Source organism: Desulfobaculum senezii (assembly GCF_054657395.1).
The window spans coordinates 1-20,959 of sequence record NZ_BAAHYU010000005.1 but is presented as its reverse complement, the minus strand read 5'-3'; the positions used below and the strand labels follow the sequence as shown (position 1 = coordinate 20,959).

11 protein-coding genes, 2 tRNA genes and 3 rRNA genes are annotated in these 20,959 nt (G+C 55.6%); 1 reads left to right on the top strand and 15 read right to left on the bottom strand.

Annotated elements, in window-relative coordinates; translation table 11 throughout:
- Nucleotides 1–78: 78 nt before the first annotated feature.
- From ACYQ2T_RS16670 to ACYQ2T_RS16635, 8 genes are all read right to left on the bottom strand, one after another.
- On the bottom strand, nucleotides 79–1,293 hold the full coding sequence (locus ACYQ2T_RS16670; RefSeq protein WP_459901993.1) for an L-serine ammonia-lyase, iron-sulfur-dependent, subunit alpha: 1,215 nt from the start codon (nucleotides 1,291–1,293) through the stop codon (nucleotides 79–81).
- Between the two features lie 20 nt (nucleotides 1,294–1,313).
- On the bottom strand, nucleotides 1,314–2,459 hold the full coding sequence (locus tag ACYQ2T_RS16665) for an amidohydrolase (RefSeq protein ID WP_404845235.1): 1,146 nt from the start codon (nucleotides 2,457–2,459) through the stop codon (nucleotides 1,314–1,316).
- Nucleotides 2,460–2,909, bottom strand: coding sequence for a hypothetical protein (locus ACYQ2T_RS16660; RefSeq protein WP_459901992.1), 450 nt, complete (start codon nucleotides 2,907–2,909; stop codon nucleotides 2,460–2,462). It abuts the gene before it with no gap.
- Nucleotides 2,910–2,914: 5 nt separating this feature from the next.
- Nucleotides 2,915–3,712 (bottom strand): DUF3100 domain-containing protein, encoded by a 798-nt coding sequence (locus ACYQ2T_RS16655; RefSeq protein WP_459901991.1) that lies wholly within the window; start codon nucleotides 3,710–3,712, stop codon nucleotides 2,915–2,917.
- Nucleotides 3,713–3,946: 234 nt separating this feature from the next.
- Complete coding sequence (locus tag ACYQ2T_RS16650) at nucleotides 3,947–5,230, bottom strand: hypothetical protein (RefSeq protein WP_459901990.1); 1,284 nt, start codon at nucleotides 5,228–5,230, stop codon at nucleotides 3,947–3,949.
- A gap of 499 nt (nucleotides 5,231–5,729) precedes the next feature.
- Entirely contained in the window at nucleotides 5,730–6,398 is a 669-nt protein-coding gene (locus ACYQ2T_RS16645; RefSeq protein ID WP_459901989.1) for a hypothetical protein, read from the bottom strand.
- Nucleotides 6,399–6,729: 331 nt separating this feature from the next.
- Complete coding sequence (gene dsdA, locus ACYQ2T_RS16640) at nucleotides 6,730–8,088, bottom strand: D-serine ammonia-lyase (protein WP_459901988.1); 1,359 nt, start codon at nucleotides 8,086–8,088, stop codon at nucleotides 6,730–6,732.
- A 71-nt stretch (nucleotides 8,089–8,159) separates the two neighbouring features.
- Nucleotides 8,160–9,512, bottom strand: coding sequence for a GntP family permease (locus ACYQ2T_RS16635; RefSeq protein ID WP_459901987.1), 1,353 nt, complete (start codon nucleotides 9,510–9,512; stop codon nucleotides 8,160–8,162).
- An 88-nt stretch (nucleotides 9,513–9,600) separates the two neighbouring features.
- Between ACYQ2T_RS16635 and dsdC the strand changes: the two genes are divergently transcribed.
- A complete protein-coding gene (dsdC, locus tag ACYQ2T_RS16630; RefSeq protein WP_459901986.1) occupies nucleotides 9,601–10,566 on the top strand; it encodes a DNA-binding transcriptional regulator DsdC in 966 nt (321 codons plus the stop codon).
- Nucleotides 10,567–11,573: 1,007 nt separating this feature from the next.
- Here the strand turns inward: dsdC and ACYQ2T_RS16625 are convergent.
- From ACYQ2T_RS16625 to ACYQ2T_RS16595, 7 genes are all read right to left on the bottom strand, one after another.
- A complete protein-coding gene (locus ACYQ2T_RS16625; RefSeq protein WP_459897495.1) occupies nucleotides 11,574–12,698 on the bottom strand; it encodes an integrase core domain-containing protein in 1,125 nt (374 codons plus the stop codon).
- 765 nt (nucleotides 12,699–13,463) lie between these two features.
- Nucleotides 13,464–14,387: an IS110 family RNA-guided transposase gene (locus ACYQ2T_RS16620; RefSeq protein WP_459898067.1), complete on the bottom strand. Its 924-nt coding sequence runs from the start codon at nucleotides 14,385–14,387 to the stop codon at nucleotides 13,464–13,466.
- A 769-nt stretch (nucleotides 14,388–15,156) separates the two neighbouring features.
- A 5S ribosomal RNA gene (gene rrf, locus ACYQ2T_RS16615) occupies nucleotides 15,157–15,271 on the bottom strand.
- Nucleotides 15,272–15,314: 43 nt separating this feature from the next.
- Nucleotides 15,315–18,255, bottom strand: a 23S ribosomal RNA gene (locus tag ACYQ2T_RS16610).
- Between the two features lie 84 nt (nucleotides 18,256–18,339).
- Nucleotides 18,340–18,415, bottom strand: a tRNA-Ala gene (locus ACYQ2T_RS16605).
- Nucleotides 18,416–18,431: 16 nt separating this feature from the next.
- Nucleotides 18,432–18,510: transfer RNA gene (locus tag ACYQ2T_RS16600), tRNA-Ile, on the bottom strand.
- Nucleotides 18,511–18,580: 70 nt separating this feature from the next.
- Nucleotides 18,581–20,129, bottom strand: a 16S ribosomal RNA gene (locus ACYQ2T_RS16595).
- The 16S, 23S and 5S rRNA genes sit together here with 2 tRNA genes alongside, the layout of an rRNA operon.
- Between the last annotated feature and the right edge of the window lie 830 nt (nucleotides 20,130–20,959).

The following is a 20,959-nucleotide window of genomic DNA, read 5'->3' as shown; positions in this document are numbered from 1 at the left end:
ATCCACCCACTTCTGCGCAAACCGCGTCCGCTCCACAACCCCAACAGTTGGGCGGACGCGGCGCGGAGGCGCTCCCTCCTACAATTGGAAACGGCAGTCCGGCGTATATTTCGCCAGCCCCGCCAGGGAGGTCTCCTTGTAGCCGCATTTCAAATCGCGGCCCGTCTCTCCCATGGTCACCACGACCTGGTCGAAACTTATGCAGTGTTCGCCGTCCGTAAACAGCGTATATTCAGCGGCATTGATGGCGCGCACAGCCGAAACCGCGTTGCGCTCAATGCAGGGCACCTGCACGTAGCCCCCGATGGGGTCGCAGGTCATGCCCAGATGATGCTCAAGGGCCATCTCTGCCGCATAGTCGATCTGGCTCAGCGTTCCGCCGAAGAGATAGGCCGTCATGGCGGCGGCCATGGCACACGCGGTACCAACCTCGCCCTGACAGCCGACTTCAGCACCGGAGATGGAGGCGTTCTCCTTCACCAGGTTGCCGACAAGACCACCAATGGCAAGCGCCCGGAGGATCTCGTCTTCGCTGATGTCGTACTCTTCCTTGAGAGAACGCAGCACGGCCGGAACCAGCCCGGCAGAGCCGCAGGTGGGCGCCGTGACCACACGTCCGCCCGAGCCGTTCTCTTCCGAGACAGCAAGGGCGTAGGCAAAGGTCATGCCCGTGGACCGCAACCGCTTGGACTGCAGCCGCGCCTTCTTGAAGAACGACTTGGCCTTGCGCGGGTACTTGAGGGACCCCGGCAAAACGCCCGTCTTGCCAAGGCCGGCCTCTATGCTCTCGCACATGCCCTGCCAGATGTCCTTCAAAAACGGCCACAGGTCCTCGTCCTCGTGCCGCTCCACGTATTCCCACAGCTCGATGTTCTCTTCGCGGCAGTAGCGCATGATGTCCATCAGCTTGGTATGCGGGTACACATTGCGCGCTCCCCGGTCATTCTGACCGGCTTCGGCGATGGTGCCGCCACCCACGCTGTAGACCTCCCACAGGTCGATAAGCTCGCCCTGCTCGCTCAGCGCCTCGAAGTACATGCCGTTGGTGTGGAACGGTTTCACCACGTCCGCTTGCCAGACGATTTCCGTCGGAAGCGGCTTCAGGGTCTCCTCGATAATCCAGTCAGTCAGGTGCCCCTTGCCCGTGGCGGCAAGGCTGCCGTACAGCGTGACCCGGTAGCGCGCCGCACTGGGCGTACGCTCCCGGAACAGACGGGCGGCCTTTTGCGGTCCCATGGTATGGCTGCTGGATGGACCGTTGCCCAGCTTGTAGAGTTCCTTCAAGGAATCCATACGTCGTCTCTCCGCGGCGGTTACAGGACTTCCTCAAGCAGCTCAATGAACACACTGGCGGCAATGAGCATGCCGTGGTCATTGAAGTCATACTTGCTGTTATGGAGCACAGGAGAATCCACGCCATTGCCCACCCACAGGAAGGACCCCTTGGTCTTCTGCAGGTAGAAGGCGAAATCCTCGGAGCCCATGGCGGGCAGAACGTCCGTGCAGACGTTGTCCTTGCCCACCACACGCTCGGCAGCGGCCACGGCCAGCTCCGGGGTGGAGTTGGTCAGCACCGGGTGCTTACGCGTGTAGGTCAGCTCGGTGGTGACGCCGTACATCTTGGCAACGCCTTCCACCACTTCGCCAATGGACTGTTCCACAAGGTCCTGCACCGCGTCGTCGCAGGTGCGGACATTGCCGCAGATAAGCACATCATCGGGGATGATGTTGAACGCGCTGCCGCCGTGCACCTGCGTGATGCTGATGACGGCCTTCTCGTGCGCATCGACCTTGCGGGCGATGATGGACTGCGCGCCCTTTATGATGTCCGCCACAGCGGCGAAGGGCTCAATGCATCCATGCGGCACGGAAGCGTGGCCGCTGCGGCCGGTCACGCGGACGGTGAAGCGGTCTTCGGAAGCCATGGCCGCACCCATGTGGATGACAACCTTATCTTCTCCATGTGCAGGCCAGTTGTGGTAGCCGAACATGTAGTCGATGCTGTACTTCTCGAACAAACCGTCTTCGATGACCTTTTTGGCCCCGCCAAAGCCTTCCTCACCGGACTGGAACAGCAGCAGAACCGTGCCGTCAAAGTCGCGGTGATTTGCCAGATAGCCGGCAAAGGCCAAAAGGGTCGTCGTGTGGCCATCGTGACCACAGGCGTGCATCTTGCCGTCCGTCTTGGAGGCGTACGGCAGACCCGTCTCTTCCTGCATTTCCAGCGCGTCCATATCGCAGCGGAAGGCCACGGTCTTGCCAGCGGCGCGACCTTCAACCTTTGCCAGAACGGAGTTCTCGCCGATGTCCTCGTAATCCACGCCGCATTCGTCAAGGCGGGCCTTGATGTAGTCGCAGGTTTCCTTGGTATCGGTGCCAATTTCCGGACACGTATGCAGATACTGACGAATGGCTTTCAATTCGTCGAAACGGGCCTCAATCTCAGGATGCAGGGGCATTTAGATTTCTCCCAAAGCGTTAAGCACGACGTGGGCAATGCCAGCGGAGGCGATGTAGGTGCCAGCCATGACAAAGATGCTGACCACCACGATGCGCCAACCGGTCTTCTTGAGCGCGTCAAGGTCCTTACCAATGCCAACACCAGCGTACGCGAGGATAGGCGTGGTCAGGGCGAGGAAGTTCACCTTGCTCACCCAAGCAGTAAAGGTTTCAGCGCCGGGGAAGCCGGGCAGAGTCACAATCATGCCAAAGGTGATGACATACAAAACCGTGGGCAGCTTTTTCCACACAAAGCGGTTGGCCAGAATACCAGCCAAGCAAATCCCAAAAAGGACGGCCATGCCGGGCATAGCCTCAACGATTCCAAAGTCGTAGCCAATGCTGTTGCCGACAAGAGTGATGGCAGCGACAAGCAGCAGAACAATAGCGGATTCAACAATGCTATTCATGATGACTAGGCCTCCTGGGTCTTCCCGAACTTCAGGCGGTACAACAGGCTGTAGAGCTTGTTGGACATGGGCAGGGCAATGAGCATGGACATGTACACGCCGTCCAGGCCGGACAAGGTGTTACTGGCAACGCCAAAGGCCTGAATGTTTTCAGCCATGTCAGGATAGATGGCGCTCAGGCTGCCGACGGTTGCCGTCATCATGCTCGCGCTGCCAACGCCGGAGGCCATGGCCAGAGCATACGGATGAAAAACGCCCAGAATGGACAGGAAGGAGGCGGTCAGGCCAAAGAAGATGGTGCCGAAGACCGTGCCACAGATGTACACGCCCATAACGCCGCGCCCTTCCGCGGAGTCCAGGCCGTACACTTCGCCGATGAGAGCCACGTTGGGCTCGCGGGCGATGGAGTGCGCCGCACCGATGGACTCGCGCTTCAGGCCGATGAACATGGCCAGCGGAATACCAATCAGCAGCGTACCAATGTTGCCGAACTCCTGCAGAATAAGCGCGGGACCGGCCTTCAGAATCTCAAAAAACTTGGGGCCCACCAGCGTGCCATAGCGCGCCATGAGCAGCATCAGGGTCAGGCTGACAAGGGAGCTGGCGTTCAGCATGTCCTTGTCGTTGACCACTTTCAAAAACTTCGGGCCAAGAAATGTGCCGATGAACACGGCGTACAACATCGGCAACAGCACCAGCTTGCCGGGGCCAACGTTAAAGCCCAAAATGCCGATGAACTCCGAACCCACAACGAGCGCCAACACCAAAAGGTGCACTTTGACGTTCTTAATTGCTTCCATCATAAGTCATCCCTACAACGTTAAAAATCTGTGTACCTCGCACCACCACGGCAGCCACCTGCGCGTTGGAGCCTCAAACCAAAGCCCCATGTGATGCATCCCCAACATCAAACCCTCTGTTCTCGTTGCTGCCTCGTGTTGTGTGCCACCCCTTTCCCTGTTGAACGCGGGCCCATCCCTCCGGCCTTCTTTCGGCCATGTCACAAACATGTCCGAAAATGGCCGTAAAAGACCCTGTTACAAAAGAATCCGTACCACGTTTTTCGGACGCCCCACATGGTGGGCCGTTTCCTTGCCTACAAGCTCGGCGTAGCCGCTATCAAGGAATTTTTTCAAGAGACGACGGGCGCTGCGCTCGCCTATGCCAAGGCGTGCGGCCAGGTCGCCCGAGTCGAAGGTGTCTTTACCGGTCTTGTCCATCAGCGCGCGGATTTTCTCCACATGGCTGGCGCTGATGCCAATCTCGCGGGAGGCCCTGAGCGAGGCCTCGTCCGAAACCCGTGTCCGAAAGGCAATCTCACCCTCTTCGCCCACCGGTCCGCGCATATGATCGCCATTGACGATAAACAGCCCGCCCTGCGGCAGGCGAATGGCATTACTCAGCGCCTTGCGGGCCGACTTTTCGGCCTCGAAGGCCGTTCCGCCAATGCCAATGCCCGAGGCAAAAAGAATATTGTTCCGGCGGCCCCACTCCAGCAGGCGGCGGAACATGTCCATATGGACCTCGCTCTCAATGACGCCGCGCGTGGAGAAGATGACGTACTCTTCCTTGCCGAAATTGAAGATGCTTCCCTGAATCGCCCGAACATACTCCAGAAGCTCCAGATAGAAGCGCCCCTTGTTCTTCATGTCGTCGTACTGATTGATGGAATCCTGACTGATGCCGTTGAGCTTCACGTTCTGGATGGCAATGCCAGCCGAACGCAGACCGCGGGCGTCAATCATGCCGATGAGGCGCTCCACCGTTTCGCGCACCTGCAGCGCGCTGGGGTACATACGAAAGGCCGGAAGCTCCATGCCCGACAGCTGGTGGTACACGGAGCCAAAACCCGTGACCATCACATCCACCTTGCCCGAATGGTACAGGTCAAGATGCCGTTCAAGGTAGTCGTCCTCGCGGCGGTGGATGGCAAAAGGCATGGAGTGGATTTTATCGAAAGAAATGCCGAACTCGCGGATGACCTCGTGCAGGACATTATCCAGCACAACGTCAATGCTGATGCGGCCATGGGGCAGGCCGCTGCGGGAAATTTCGGAAAGCACGCGCATCAGGCTGTACGCCCCGCGCGGGATGTGCGCATACGGCTTGGTGACAATGCCGCGCGCCTTGGCGGCCTCCTGCACACCAATACCGGAAAACAGAATGCCGTCGGCCTCGCGCTGGCAGGATTCGAGCACTTCCCACGAATCCTCGGTCTTCTCCCGGACGTACATGATAAACGTCACGTCGGGGAAGTAGCGCTCCACAGCTTCCTGCATCACCGCTATGGAATCAGAAGGGCCAACACACGCAATCCGCATCAATTCTCCTTGTCACCTTGGCGCTAAGGCCGGGTCATGGTACGCTTCCGTCAATTTCGGACATGTCAAAAATACGCCCGAAACATGTGAAACATGCAATGTCGTCATCGTTCTGTCAAGGAGTATGTGATTGTTTGGTCAAGCAACCAATATTTTTCTGAAAAGCCATGCGTGGCGGCGGCTCCCAACTGTCTGCAATCGCGGGAGGTTGCGGACAAATGCCATGAACCGTGAGAATGAGAAAAATCCACAGGAGGTGTGAAAAACGAGGTACAGGCGGAGCGTTGCGGGGTGTTCAGGTCAAGGCGAAGCGCCGTCAGCCAAGGGGATGAGCCTTGCCCTCGCCCGAGGCCGCCTTGACCGAAAAGGGCCTCCCCGCCCCGCGCCACTCCCCCCGGGCGCGACGTGGGCGCGGGCTGGGCGGCCCTATGGTACCTAGCATAGAGCCCCCTCACCCGAGCGGACAACGAAACAGAGCATGGGAACGCCCTTCTGCCGGTTACTTTTTCACAATGGTGCCGTGGCCTTTCACGCAGCCGCATCCCTCCGGCCCAGCGCAAGGGAAGTATCCCTTTGTGCACGAAACGCGGCATCCGTAGTCAGAGGCAAAATAGCTGCACGCCGTGGCCCCGGGGCCACCTGCAATGGTGGTGGCTGGGCACTGTGTTTTCACATCCTTTCCGGCCAGCACGCGATTGGGGTTTTCGGCAGGGAACACGCTTCGGGTAAAGCCAAACCCCTTGTACACAACCTTCCGGTACCCCTGAAACACCTCAAGGTCCGGAAACTCACTCCCCTCGTCAAGGAACAGGCACACCACAACCTTGTCCACATCAGAATACAGGACCGCGCCCCGGTCCGACATATGAAGCTTCGCGTCACGTAGTGTGAATTCCGGCCACGGGGTCGGGGCAGACGCGCGTTGTAGAATCAGCATGATGTCCACGGATTCTGCCATCTCCAGCCCGCTTTCAGCTGCGTCCAGAAAGGCATAGATTTTGTTGTCCGCCGCCTCAATATCCACGCGCCCCTGAAACGACTCAAAAACTCTCAGCCCCTTACCCCTCTGCTCCATATCTACCGCTGCAGACACGCCAGACGGCAACAACGCAGCCGCCACAAACGCCGCCACACCCTTCATCATTTCCCGACGATTCATATCCGCCATAATACCCTCTCACGGTTGGTCATATGTTCATGTAGGCACCGCCACTCCCAGCAGACTGAGTTCAACCCGTCGAACAATGAAATCTATATTCAATTTCAACTTAAGGCGTCAACATTTGTCTGTGTTTTCAGGACGTTTTGTGCACTGCGCATCCCCCTTCCCGGCATTCCCCAGCGACTATATAAAGCGGCTGTCAGCCCCTCCCCAGCCTGATTGCCAATAATGCCGTCGGACGCCCGCCACAAAAAACCGGCCATCTCAAAAGATGGCCGGCAAGAGGGGGAATGCAGTCCTGTCGTGTGTGCAGTAAAGACTGCAAATATTTGCGGGACTACTTGCTGTCGAGAAGGTCCTTGCCTTTCTGGTAATACGCGTCCATTTCGTCCTTGGGCACCATGTTGCCGCCGGTGCACCATGCCAAATGGGTGGCATTGCCCATTTTTCCAGCCAAGCCATGACGCTCAAGATACACCGGATCTGCCAAAACGCGGCACATTCCCGGCACGCCAGCCAAAGCAGACGGCTCAAGCCGCAGGCCTTCGGTATCCGTCATCAGGGCAAGCAAGCGGTAGAGATTTTTGTCCGCAACGGTAAACACGCCGTCCAGCATCTCGTGCAGTGTTTTACCCACAAATCCCGAAGGACGCCCCACCGCAAGGCCATCCGCCGCGGTCTTGTTATCGATGCCGAAATCCTGCACGCACACTGCATCATGAAGCCCCGTGTACAGCCCAAGGAGCATCGCCGGGGAATGCGTCGGTTCGGCAAAGATGCAATGCACATTATCCTCAAACGCAAGCTTGAGGCCAAAGGCAACACCGCCGGGACCACCGCCCACCCCGCACGGCAGGTACACAAACAGCGGATGCTCCTCGTCCACCACGACGCCAAGCTCGTCAAACTGCTTCTTCAAACGCTCCGCCGCAACGGCGTAGCCCATAAACAGATTCACAGAGTTCTCGTCGTCCACAAAGTAGCACATGGGATCACTTTCCGTCTGCTTGCGGCCTTCCGCGACAGCAAGACTATAGTCGGACTCATACTCTTCAACAATAACGCCCTTGGATCGCAGCAAATCTTTCTTCCACTGGCGGGCATCGGCAGACATATGCACACTCACATTAAAGCCCAACTGCGCGCTCATTATGCCGATGGACAGGCCAAGGTTGCCTGTAGACCCCACCGCAATTGAATGTGTACCAAAAAATTCGCGGCATTCCGGCTCATCCAGTTTTGCATAATCGTCGTCCAGCGAAAGAAGTCCAGCCTCCAAAGCCAATCCTTCCGCGTGCTTCAGCACCTCATAAATGCCGCCGCGAGCTTTGATGGATCCGGAAATCGGCAAGTGGCTGTCACACTTGGCCATAAGCGTTCCGGGAAGGTCTATGCCGCAGAACTCAGCAACGGCCTTCTGCATTTCCGGCACAAACTGCAACGGCGACTCAATCAGCCCCTGCACCTCACGGGTTTCTGGAAACACCTTGGCAATATACGGGCGAAAACGCTCCAGCCGCGCCGCGGCGTCTTCCACATCTGCCCGGCCAAGAGCAACCTTTTCCGTCGCTTCGGCAAAGGGCTTCGTCGCGGGGTTGAACCAGCTGACTTCTGCAAGGTCGACCATCTCCCGGATGAGGGGGAACTCGGCATACCACTGGTCTGTTGTTTTTCCGCCAAACATCGTCTCTTTCATAACTGTATCTCCATAAAACGGTTCCTGCTCATGCGCCCCGCGCATTCGGAACCTCATGATATTCTCTCGTATTAAATGAGCACCAGCTGCAACAGGTAGGTACACGCCAGCGCGGTAAAGGCCTGTGCAACAGATGCTATAGGGAAGACCTTATACGCGATATTCGACTTCATCCGCGCAGTAGAGGTGGCAACCCAAAAGAAGTCATCATTCCCATGAAAGACCATAAAGCCACCAGATGCACAAGCCAGCATCGCAATAACCGTCCCCATGGGAGTGCCAAAGCCAAGGGCGTCCAGCATCGGGGCAAGCATCGTAGCGGCAGTAATCATGGCGACGGTACCGGAACCAATAGCCGTGCGGAACAAGGCACCAATCAGGAAAGGTGCAAAGAGCCCAAGGCTCATGCCAACAAAAGCTTCGGACATAATTCCCTGAATGGGAGAAGCCTTCAAGACACTGCCAAATGCGCCGCCAGCACCAACGATCAGCACAATCTGTCCAGCCACTCGCAAGGCTTCGCCAAACAGTCCTTCAAAGCCAAGCACGTCCTTATCTTCCGGGCAGTGCTTCATATACGTCCGCAGCGCGAGCAGCATGCCGAAGAGCAGCGCAATCGCGGGCGTCCCAATAAAGTTCCCAAAATGAACAAAGCCACCGTCCTCAAGGCCAAGGAAGGCTATCGTCGTTTTGACCATCATCAACACAATAGGGACAAGGATAGGCGCAAAGGCTTCAAAGGTGGTCGGAATGGGGCGATTGACGTCGTTATCAGTCTCGCCCTCTTCGGGCTCAATATAATATTCAAAGCCAGGCTTGTTGCCGAAAAACTTACCAACCCACAGCCCTGCGAGCATAACAGGCACGGAAACCACCATACCAATGACAATAACCATCCCAAGGTCAGCACCCAAAATACCCGCAACGGAAAGGGGGCCGGGCGTCGGCGGAATAAGCATATGCGTGGTATGCAGGCCCATAGCAAGCGCCACTGCCATCGTGGTCATGCTCGTATGCGAGACGCGGGACAGCATCTTCGCAAGCGGAGCAAGAATAACAAAAGCCGAGTCGCAAAAAACAGGAATGGAAACAAAATAGCCCGTAATGCCAAGGCCAAGTGCGGCGTGTTTCTCTCCGGTAATTCGCAGGATTGCTCTGGCCATTGATTCGGCAGCGTTGCACTTTTCAAGCAAAATACCCGTTACCGTACCAAGGGCGATAACAAGGCCGATGCCAGCGATGGTCCCACCCATACCTTTGCTAAAGGCATCCAAGGCCATTTCGCTATCCATGCCGGACAGCAAGCCAAAGACCAACGACGCACTAATAAGAGCAAAAAACGGATGAATTTTTTTCTTAACAGTTAAGTAAATGAGGGTCCCTATGCTTGCGACCAAGGAACCGATGAGCACTGGTGTTGACATGAATTTTCCTCCTCACTATTGATCCTCTTGAAGTTTCAGGAACCATATTGCCGCCACCAGCACCTGACAAACGATAAAAGGTTTACCGATGCATGAATTTATCTCATCCATGAAAGACCTTTCGGCCCTCGCCAGCCTTCCGTCGCTCTCCAGCCTGTACTGCTTTGCAAGTGCGGCGAAGCACCTCAGCTTCACGCTGGCTGCCGACGAACTCCATATCTCCCAAAGCGCCGTAAGCCACCGTATTCGCAAACTTGAAGAAGAACTGGGGTTCAAGCTCTTCCAGCGTCTGACCAGGCGTCTGACACTCACGGAAGAAGGGAGACACCTTTTCTCCGTGCTGCGCTCAGCACTTGTCGACATCGACAACGAAATTAACAACATTCGCAGCAAAGAGCTGGACGGCACACTCAACATCACCGCGCCGCCCTCATTTATGGGCTGCTGGCTCGTCCCCCGCCTGCCGCTTTTCCGCGCGGAACGCCCCGGGGTACAAATCACCATCAAAACGCGCCTTGATCTTGTGGACTTCCGAACGGAAGCCATAGACATCGCCATCTACTACGGCGACGGCATCTACCCTGGGCTTTCCGTGACGCCGCTCATGCAGGAAAAGCTCATTCCCGTGTGCACCAAGGATTATGCGGATGCACACGACCTCTGGGACACCCCGGAAAACTTGCGCACCTGCCTGCTGCTCCACGACGGCACAGCGTGGCCCAAAGCGCAGTTCTTTTCCGAGTGGGAGGAATGGGCTGAGTATGCAGAAGTACCAGGACTCAATTTCGACAACAGCTACACATTCGACCGTTCCGACCTCGCTGTGAACGCCGCCATCGGCGGCACCGGTGTAGCTATCGGCCGAAAGATGCTTGTCCAACGCCGCATAGATTCCGGCGAGCTCATCACGCCCTTTGACATCACCTGCACCTCCCGCCAGAGCTACTTCATCGTCTCCACACGAGAACAACAGGACACGTCCCGTGTCACAGCGTTCAGAGAGTGGTTGATGGAGCAAGTATGCACCGCCATCCAAAGCCCCCTCCCCAACTAACCCTTTCGCTCCTCGGCTTTCCTCCCCATTGACGCCCAAACAACGGCGAAGCACATCGTCAACGCCTTTCACCCTCTCCGCCCCCCCCCCCTCCGCCATCAGCCCCTTCGCCACCCTCCACCCCTGAAGAGTCGCCTTAAAGCATCTGGCGCAAACAAATCACTTTATCGTCATCGCCACACCCCTGTGGCGCACTCTGAAAAGTGCCTCCTCGTGTATGGGGGACGGCCTCAGGGTGCGCCGAGGGACGGGAAAAAAGGCTTGGCGTTGGGGTTTGGAAGCTGGGTAACGACGCGCCCTACGAAAGGGAAGTGAACGAGTGCAGAGGGGAAAAGAGAGGCAAATGAATTCAGTTCATTCGCGGGGCGAGATGTGTGTGGAGTGGCAAGGAAAAGGGAGGGACGTACGTGGAAAAATCGAGTTGAGGAGGGCTTGGTGGTTGTGTGATGTGTTTGCGGGGTCGAGAGGCGCTTGTGTAGGGAAAAGAAACGGTGCGTGGTGGTGCGTGGTGGTGCGTTGCGTTGGCGGTGTTGGGAAGTGCTTGTGTAGGGAAGATATTGCGGCTGTGGTGATGCGCCATGGTGGCGGGGCCGAGAGGTGCTTTCGATGTTGTGCGAAAAGTAGGCTTGTGCTTGAAGATGGTGCTTTCTGTTGGCGGTGCCTGGACGTGCGTGTGTATGGAAGACATTGCGGCTGTGGCGATGCGCCATGATGGCGGGACCGAGAGGTGCTTTCGATGTTGTGCGAAAAGTAGGCTTGTGCTTGAAGATGGTGCTTTCTGTTGGCGGTGCCTGGACGTGCGTGTGTATGGAAGACATTGCGGCTGTGGCGATGCGCCATGATGGCGGGACCGAGAGGTGCTTTCGATGGGATTTCTGTATGTTGTCGCCGTGTCTCCGACGGCCAAAGGGTGTTGGGGGAACCTTGCAGGATTTGTACAACCCGGAACATGGGTAACACTTCTGTCCGGGAACATAGGTAACAGGTTCTGGCGGTACAGGTTGCCCCTAGGGCCTGACTAAGCCTTTTGTGTCTGAATCATTCAGTACTCCTAAAAAGATTGATCCAGCATAGATATTCATACCGCCCTTTTGGTTTGGCAAAAGGCCCACTGTGCATCGGTGCAGGCTTTGACTGATAAATCTGTGATGTCCCCTCCATTGTATGGAGCCGCTTCGCTTCACTCGCCTCAGAATATACTCAGGGGGGTATACGAAATCTGGAAGGATTCTTGGTGGGCGTCTGCTTGATGGCGCATAAAGAGCAGCAGGCGTTCGCATGCCTAAAGCTTCATGACCGCGGCTATGGTTGTAAATCCTCCGCCATGTCTGACACCTGCGTCTTTGGCGGCGAAGAGTGTCTGCTCTACGAAGTTCTCGCTTTAAAGAGCGGTGCATTCGTTCGTGCGCACCATTTTGTTGAGGCTTTCCCGGTTCAATGAATTCCACGGTTATTCCGAGGCGAAGCCACTGGGCGCTAAGGCGCGATATTCCTCCGGCCGCACAGCTCGCAAAGGGAATTCCATTATCCACCCTGATAATTTGAGGTAAGCCGAAGTAGGAAAAAACACGGTCACAGGCTTCTTGTGTTGGGGCCAAGGCTGGTTGGGCAAGTGGATCACAAGCCAAAACGTAACGGCTGTGCAGATCCATTACAGTGAAGGGCCAGCATTTCTTACGATTGGGCAACTCAAACCAACCTTTATAGTCCATTGTCCATACATGATTAGGATGCCTTGCTTCAGTGAGCTTGTTGGGCCAGTTGCGGATAACAACATTACGGCGTCTGCGGGGCTTGCTAAGTCCTTCCTTTTGGAAAATCAAAGCAATCGTACTTGGCGCCGGAGGCCTTAGGCCAAAGCGATCGCTTACTTCAGATGCTATTTTCTTTGGCCCCCAACTTGGATTTGCTTTGCGCAAAGCAATGAGGGCCTCTCGCATCTCGATTGGCGTGCGATGCGGACAATTTCGCGGAGCTCGACTGTGTTCGCTTAAAGCAAATATTCCATGCATTTGTGCGCGATTGAGCCATTTATAGCCAGTTTTTCGGCTAATGCCATATTTTCTACAAAGCCAAGACATGTTCTCAGCTCCTGACCCAGCCTCTACAACAAATCGAATCCGTTCATCCATAGGTCTTACCTCTGTCCAGGGCATACGCTACCTCCAGGCAGACTATGCCTGAAGTGTTACCCATGTTCCCGGACTAATCTGTTACCTATGTACCCGGACTGTACCATTCCCCCCGCACCCTCTGGACACCCGTCCCCCTCCGGCCGGAGCCGGATGGGAGGAGGTGGTGGGTGCGGAGCAGTCTCGGGCATGGTTTCTAGGCTTGGGAGGGCGGGCTGGCCGGGTGCTGTACGCGGGAGTTGGCGGTTGGCGCATGGTGGCGGGCGGCACGGGCTGGGCCGCTCTGAACGCTTAGAAGCGTTCGAATGCTTTGGTGTTTCTGTACTTCGCGCGTGAGTTTGGAGGTTGGGGAGGTTTGGGCTGAGGTGGTTGGGTTTTATTGATCGTGGCAGGCTGACCGGGTGCTGTGCGCAGGTGTTGGCGGTAAGTGAATGGCGGAGCACGGAACGGACTTGGCCGCTCTGGACGCTTAGAAGCGTCCGAAGGCTTTGGTGCTTCTGTGCTTCGCGCGAGGGTGTGGTGGTTGGGGAGTTCTTGGCTCGGGAGGTGGGATTGTATTGATTGTCGTGGGCTGGACAACTCAAATACTGTTGGGGTGCAGATCAGGGATTCTCGCCGCTCTTCCAAAGAGCCAAGGCCCCACAAAAATACACTTCCCTTCCTGCCTAACCACTCGGACGTGAACCTATCAGTGGTGACGGCTGTTATCTCCAGTCGCCTCCGGCACGTGCGCACTTGAGATGTCTTAAGCAATCGTATTGGCAATCAAGCGTTAAGTGCAGGATCCCAAGGTTTTCCCGTCCGTAAAATCGCATTACAAATCACGAGAAGCTTCCTTGCACAGGCAGTGAGGGCGACCTTTTTAGGTTTGCCCGCATCGCAAAGACGCTGGTAGAAGGCTCGAATTGCAGGGTTCCAGACAGTCGCTGAGATTGCGCTCATGTAAAGGGCGCTACGTACTTTTATTCGCCCACCCCAAACGCAGCGTTGCCCCGTTTTCTTGCCGCTATCCCTGTTGAATGGAGCCAGGCCTGCCAGAGAAGCTGCTTGCTTCGGCGTTAACGTCCCCAACTCAGGAAAGAAAGCAAGAAGAGTCGCAGAGGTTACAGACGAAATCCCTTTCATGGTTTCAAGCAAAGTTGCCTTGTCACAAAAATCTTTGTCACTGAGAATGTGTTTCTTGATTTCAAGTGACAAGCTCTTTTCTTGCGTTCTCAGAGTCGCAATAACGTCTTCAATGTAAGGGCGCACATCAGACGAAGCTCGCTGCAAGCGAACGCGCTCCCGGGAAAGGATTTCGACGACCTGCCGGCGACGGTTAACAAGAGCTTCCAGCTTACGCTGAGTTGCCCGGACTTTTTGATTTTCCCGGACAGGGACGACTTCCCCAAACTGAACAAGAACAAGAGCATCAATACGATCCGTCTTCGCCAACACTCCGAGGCTCCGGGCAAAGTCACGCACACGGCGAGGATTCACAACAGCGACGGGAATGCCTTGCTCCATCAAAAAATCTGCGGCGTCAGACTCATATCCACCTGTCGCTTCCACGATGACGAGCTCAACATTATGCGCTTCTGCCGTCTCAACGATTTGCTGAAAACCCAAAGGGTTATTTTCAACAGTGGACGTGCTGTCGTCACCAGAAATGGCGACATCAAGCTTGGCCTTCGATACGTCAATGCCCATGGTGCGTTTCATCGTAGTTCACTCTTCCTTGCAAATTCGAGCTTTGTGCTCTAACAATCATTCGAGTTTGTACTACATATTGCGGCGACCCAGCTTAAGAACGAGCTCGTAACTCAAGGGCGTACGGTCTGCCGCAACAGCCGCCTTCATGCCAGTCATGGAGGCGGCTTTCTTTTTTCTCCGCCTTTGGCTTGAGGGTCAATATACAAGGGCGGAGTCCTTGAGCCGCTCTGCTCTCTTCATCTCTCAGTCACTTCGCCCTTTCGAAGCCCAACGGACGAAGAACTGAAGCCGCTGGAGGCAGGAGATGTAGGCTGGGAGAGATTTTATGGTGGAGTCCGGAGCGGGCGGCCCGAGGGGGATCGATGATGGCGGGCTGGCAATCTCGAAAGATATTGAGGCGCATGTCAGGGATTCTCACCGCTCTTCCAAAGCGCCACGGCCCCCAAAAAATACTATTCCCATCACCTACTTGGGCGAGAGCTTCACAGGGGTACCGGCTTTTTTCTCCACACGCACCCGGCACGTGCGCACTCGGGATTCTCAAGGGCGGAGTCCTTGAGCCGCCGGAGGCAGCAGTGTGTGGCATAGGCAAACGGTGGAGCTCATGGGATACGTGGGGGTATGGGGTGCGATGGAGTTGTGTGGGCAGCGCTTGGGGGTTGGGGCTGGGGGGAAGGTTGGGAGTTGGTGAGGGTGGTGGATTTTTGGCGCAAAAAAAGCGCCGACGGCGTGGTGTGCTGTTGGCGCTTTTTGTGCAAAAAAAAAGTCCTGGCGACGGGCTACTTTCCCACAGACTCCTCTGCAGTATCATCGCCGATGAGGTGCTTAACTTCCGTGTTCGGAATGGGAACGGGTGTAGCCACCTCTCTCTGGTCGCCAGGACAAATATGTAAATATATTAGTAAAATAGGGAGAGATTTGTGATCAGTTAAGACGCACGACCGATTAGTACTGGTTAGCTCAACACATTGCTGTGCGTACACACCCAGCCTATCAACCTCGTAGTCTTCGAGGGGTCTTTAGGGACAAAAAGTCCAGGGAGACCTAATCTTGAAGCAGGCTTCCCGCTTAGATGCCTTCAGCGGTTATCCTTTCCGAACATAGCTACTCAGCAGTGCCACTGGCGTGACAACTGAAACACCAGAGGTTCGTTCACCCCGGTCCTCTCGTACTAGGGGCAACCCTCCTCAAGTCTCCTACGCCCACAGCAGATAGGGACCAAACTGTCTCACGACGTTTTAAACCCAGCTCGCGTACCACTTTAATCGGCGAACAGCCGAACCCTTGGGACCTGCTCCAGCCCCAGGATGTGATGAGCCGACATCGAGGTGCCAAACCGCGTCGTCGATGTGAACTCTTGGACGCGATCAGCCTGTTATCCCCGGCGTACCTTTTATCCGATGAGCGATGGCCCTTCCATTCGGAACCACCGGATCACTAAGACCAACTTTCGTTCCTGCTCGAGATGTCTCTCTTACAGTCAAGCTCCCTTATGCCTTTGCACTCGTCGGCTGGTTTCCAATCAGCCTGAGGGAACCTTTGCGCGCCTCCGTTACTCTTTAGGAGGCGACCGCCCCAGTCAAACTACCCACCAGACACTGTCTCCGAGCCGGATTACGGCGCCGGATTAGAACCTTAAACTAGCAAGGGTGGTATTTCAAGGGTGGCTCCACAAACACTGGCGTGCCTGCTTCAAAGCCTCCCACCTATCCTACACATGCTAGCCCAAAATCCAATGTCAAGCTGTAGTAAAGGTGCACAGGGTCTTTCCGTCTTGCTGCGGGTAGACGGCATCTTCACCGCCAATTCAATTTCACTGAGTCTCTGGCTGAGACAGTAGGGAGATCGTTACGCCATTCGTGCAGGTCGGAACTTACCCGACAAGGAATTTCGCTACCTTAGGACCGTTATAGTTACGGCCGCCGTTTACCGGGGCTTCGGTTCAGTGCTTCGTCCGAAGACTAACACCACCCCTTAACCTTCCGGCACCGGGCAGGCGTCAGGCCCTATACATCGTCTTGCGACTTAGCAGAGCCCTATGTTTTTAGTAAACAGTCGCCCCCCTCATTTCTCTGCGGCTCCAATCAGCTCGGAAAGCAAGTTACTTCACCGATCGGAGCACCCCTTCTCGCGAACTTACGGGGTCATTTTGCCGAGTTCCTTAGCCAGAGTTCTCTCAAGCGCCTTGGGTTACTCACCCCACCCACCTGAGTTGGTTTGCGGTACGGTCTCATAGAGCTAAACTTAGAAGCTTTTCTTGGCAGTCTGGGATTACTGACTTCAGTCTGTAAAGACACGGCATCACGTCTCGGCCTTAGAGAGCGGCGGATTTGCCTACCACTCAAGCCTACTCGCTTGCACCGGGATATCCAACACCCGGATCAGCTACCCTTCTGCGTCCCTCCTTCGCACACTCTACGAGGTACAGGAATATTAACCTGTTTCCCATCAGCTACGCGTTTCCGCCTCGCCTTAGGGGCCGACTCACCCTGGGAAGATTACCTTTACCCAGGAAACCTCGGGTTTACGGCGAAAGTGTTTCTCACACTTTTTATCGTTACTCATGCCAGCATGTTCACTTCTCACTCCTCCAGCGTGCCTTCCGGCTTCGCCTTCATCAGCTGTGAGAACGCTCCCCTACCGCTCGTACAAAGTACGAGCCCGTAGCTTCGGTAGTATGCTTAGCCCCGTTACATTTTCGGCGCGGAGTCACTAGACCAGTGAGCTATTACGCTTTCTTTAAAGGATGGCTGCTTCTAAGCCAACCTCCTGGCTGTCTGAGCAACTCTACCACCTTTCCCACTGAGCATACATTTAGAGACCTTAGCTGACGATCTGGGCTGTTTCCCTTTCGACCATGGACCTTCGCACCCATAGTCTGACTCCCAGGCAACAACTAACGGCATTCGGAGTTTGATAAGGGTTGGTAAGCGGGTAAGCCCCCTAGCCTTGTCAGTGCTCTACCTCCGTCAGTCTAACCTGAGGCTATACCTCAATATATTTCGGGGAGAACCAGCTATCACCGGGTTTGATTGGCCTTTCACCCCTATCCACAGGTCATCCGAGCAATTTTCAACTTGCAACGGTTCGGCCCTCCACTCAGTTTTACCTGAGCTTCAGCCTGCCCATGGATAGATCACCCGGCTTCGGGTCTAATCCGATGTACTGTCGCCCTATTCAGACTCGCTTTCGCTTCGGCTCCACCTTACGGCTTAACCTTGCACAGCAGATTAACTCGCTGGCCCATTATGCAAAAGGCACGCGGTCACGGACTCAATCCGCTCCCACTGCTTGTAGGCAGACGGTTTCAGGTACTATTTCACTCCCCTCACAGGGGTACTTTTCACCTTTCCCTCACGGTACTAGTGCGCTATCGGTCGCTAAGGAATATTTAGCCTTGGAAGATGGTCCTCCCAGGTTCCCACGGAGTTTCACGTGTTCCGCGGTACTCAGGAACCGCCGACGCTGCTATTCGATTTCAGGTACGAGGCTTTCACTCTCTATGGCCAAGCTTCCCAGCTTGTTCCCCTGTCTACTCGCAGATCGTCTGATGACGGCCCTACAACCCCGCATGGTCGAAACCATACGGTTTGGGCTGTTCCCATTTCGCTCGCCGCTACTTTGGGAATCTCGTTTGATTTCCTTTCCTCCGGTTACTGAGATGTTTCACTTCACCGGGTTCGCTCCGCAAGGCCTATGAATTCAGCCAAGCGGTAACGGGACATGACTCCCGCTGGGTTTCCCCATTCAGAGATCAACGGGTCAAAGTCTGTTTGGCGACTCACCGTTGCATATCGCAGCCTACCACGTCTTTCATCGCTTCTTAGCGCCAAGGCATCCACCGTCTGCCCTTACTATCTTAACTTTAAGATCACAAATCTCATTCCCTATTCAACTGTCAAAGATCATTACGCGGACGCTTATGGATGGTATCACCGTTCCCCTCGTATGGTGGAGGTGAACGGATTTGAACCGATGACCCCCTGCTTGCAAGGCAGGTGCTCTCCCAGCTGAGCTACACCCCCACTCTTAACGAGTGGATGGTGGGCCTAGATGGACTTGAACCATCGACCTCACGCTTATCAGGCGTGCGCTCTAACCGGAGCTGAGCTATAGGCCCATCCTGGTCCCACGTAGTTGCAAGGCGTTTGTTCCTTGCAATTAAATAGCGAATCGAGAGTCTTTCCTTAAAAGGAGGTGATCCAGCCGCAGGTTCCCCTACGGCTACCTTGTTACGACTTCACCCCAATTATCAGCCCTACCGTCGGCGCCTGCCTCCCGAGGGTTAGCTCGACGACTTCGGGTAGAACCAACTTTCGTGGTGTGACGGGCGGTGTGTACAAGGCCCGGGAACGTATTCACCCCGGTATGCTGACCCGGGATTACTAGCGATTCCAACTTCATGGAGTCGAGTTGCAGACTCCAATCCGGACTGGGACGCAGTTTTTGGGATTCGCGTGACCTCGCGGTTTAGCTGCCCATTGTCTGCGCCATTGTAGTACGTGTGTAGCCCTGGGCGTAAGGGCCATGATGACTTGACGTCGTCCCCACCTTCCTCCCGGTTAACCCGGGCAGTCTCGCCAGAGTGCCCAACATTACTTGCTGGCAACTGACAATAGGGGTTGCGCTCGTTGCGGGACTTAACCCAACACCTCACGGCACGAGCTGACGACAGCCATGCAGCACCTGTCACCGCATTCCCCGAAGGGCACTCCTCTATCTCTAGAGGATTCGCGGGATGTCAAACCCAGGTAAGGTTCTTCGCGTTGCATCGAATTAAACCACATACTCCACCGCTTGTGCGGGCCCCCGTCAATTCCTTTGAGTTTCAGCCTTGCGACCGTACTCCCCAGGCGGGATGCTTAATGCGTTGACTTCGGCACCGAATGTTGCCACCCGACACCTAGCATCCATCGTTTACGGTGTGGACTACCAGGGTATCTAATCCTGTTTGCTCCCCACACTTTCGTACCTCAGCGTCAGTTACTGTCCAGGTAGCCGCCTTCGCCACTGGTGTTCCTCCCGATATCTACGGATTTCACTCCTACACCGGGAATTCCGCTACCCCCTCCAGAACTCTAGCATATCAGTTTCAAGTGCAATTCCCCGGTTGAGCCGAGGGCTTTCACACCTGACTTGACACGCCGCCTACGTACGCTTTACGCCCAGTGATTCCGATTAACGCTCGCACCCTCCGTATTACCGCGGCTGCTGGCACGGAGTTAGCCGGTGCTTCCTCTGAAGGTACCGTCAAACGCCAAGCCTATTTGAAATGGCGCGTTTCTTCCCTTCTGACAGAGGTTTACGACCCGAAGGCCTTCATCCCCCACGTGGCGTCGCTGCGTCAGGGTTTCCCCCATTGCGCAATATTCCCCACTGCTGCCTCCCGTAGGAGTCTGGGCCGTGTTCCAGTCCCAGTGTGGCTGATCATCCTCTCAGACCAGCTACCCATCGTTGCCTTGGTAGGCCTTTACCCCACCAACAAGCTAATGGGACGCGGACTCATCCAGATGCAGTAGCTTTCATGAAGAGGCCACCTTTCCCCCCAGTTCGAAATGGGAGCGTATCCGGTATTAGCAGTCGTTTCCAACTGTTATCCCGATCATCTGGGTAGATCATCCACGCGTTACTCACCCGTGCGCCGCTCTACTCACTCCCGAAGGAGCTTTCTCGCTCGACTTGCATGTGTTAAGCACGCCACCAGCGTTCAATCTGAGCCAGGATCAAACTCTCCAGTTGGAGATATTATGTTACGATCCAATTTAATGAATCGCAAAACTGACTTTTAAGGACATTTCTCGAAATCGTCTCGATTCGCTATTTAATTGTCAAAGACCAAACCCTTTCGACGCGGTGCGTCGTTGCGAGTGGCGTTTCTATCGGAGCAGCAAGGCCCCGTCAACACCTTTTTTCAACTTTTTTCAAAGCCCCTTGCGAACCTTTTGGCCGCAACGAGGTGAGCTAAATAATCAGACTTCCCAGCCTGCGTCAACCCCCTCATGAAGCTTTTTTTCAAGCGCCTCCAGAAGCTCTCGCTTCTCTCGGCGGGTCGCACTGTCTAGCCCCGTTGGACCAGCCCGTCAACCCGTTTTGTTCGCTTTTTTCAAATTGCCACCGACGGCGGTTTCAAACCTTTCGTCGCGGCGGAGGGCGTTTCTATGAAAATCACCCCACCCCGTCAACACCTTTTTGAAGTTTTCTCAAACATTCTCCGCCTCATATCCCGGGAACCCGCATGAATGCTCGGTTTGCGCTTTCGCGCAGGAAGAGGGGAAAGATGCCTCCGGCGGGTTAAGGGAATGATTCCCTTAACAATCCCCAGGTTTTCGGGCCAGAAGCTGGCCCGAAAAAGGGGTTGGGACGAATTAAAGGGCGCGCTCTAGCGCAACCATCTCCAACAACCAACGCGTCACAGCATCCCCTCCCGCCCATATACTATATAATGGGCCACACACTCTTCACTCTCCCCTCTTCACTCAAACAGGGATCCTCACCGCCCATCCGGGGCACCAAAGCCCCCCAAAAAAACCTCTTCCATCCACACGGACGCGAGCCACACAGGGGTGACG

Excerpts from the sequence above, each read along its gene's own strand:
- ACYQ2T_RS16670 (WP_459901993.1), bottom strand. The coding sequence starts at position 1,293 with ATGGATTCCTTGAAGGAACTCTACAAGCTGGGCAACGGTCCATCCAGC.
- ACYQ2T_RS16665 (WP_404845235.1), bottom strand. The coding sequence starts at position 2,459 with ATGCCCCTGCATCCTGAGATTGAGGCCCGTTTCGACGAATTGAAAGCC.
- ACYQ2T_RS16660 (WP_459901992.1), bottom strand. The coding sequence starts at position 2,909 with ATGAATAGCATTGTTGAATCCGCTATTGTTCTGCTGCTTGTCGCTGCC.
- ACYQ2T_RS16655 (WP_459901991.1), bottom strand. The coding sequence starts at position 3,712 with ATGATGGAAGCAATTAAGAACGTCAAAGTGCACCTTTTGGTGTTGGCG.
- ACYQ2T_RS16650 (WP_459901990.1), bottom strand. The coding sequence starts at position 5,230 with ATGCGGATTGCGTGTGTTGGCCCTTCTGATTCCATAGCGGTGATGCAG.
- ACYQ2T_RS16645 (WP_459901989.1), bottom strand. The coding sequence starts at position 6,398 with ATGGCGGATATGAATCGTCGGGAAATGATGAAGGGTGTGGCGGCGTTT.
- dsdA (WP_459901988.1), bottom strand. The coding sequence starts at position 8,088 with ATGAAAGAGACGATGTTTGGCGGAAAAACAACAGACCAGTGGTATGCC.
- ACYQ2T_RS16635 (WP_459901987.1), bottom strand. The coding sequence starts at position 9,512 with ATGTCAACACCAGTGCTCATCGGTTCCTTGGTCGCAAGCATAGGGACC.
- dsdC (WP_459901986.1), top strand. The coding sequence starts at position 9,601 with ATGCATGAATTTATCTCATCCATGAAAGACCTTTCGGCCCTCGCCAGC.
- ACYQ2T_RS16625 (WP_459897495.1), bottom strand. The coding sequence starts at position 12,698 with ATGGATGAACGGATTCGATTTGTTGTAGAGGCTGGGTCAGGAGCTGAG.
- ACYQ2T_RS16620 (WP_459898067.1), bottom strand. The coding sequence starts at position 14,387 with ATGGGCATTGACGTATCGAAGGCCAAGCTTGATGTCGCCATTTCTGGT.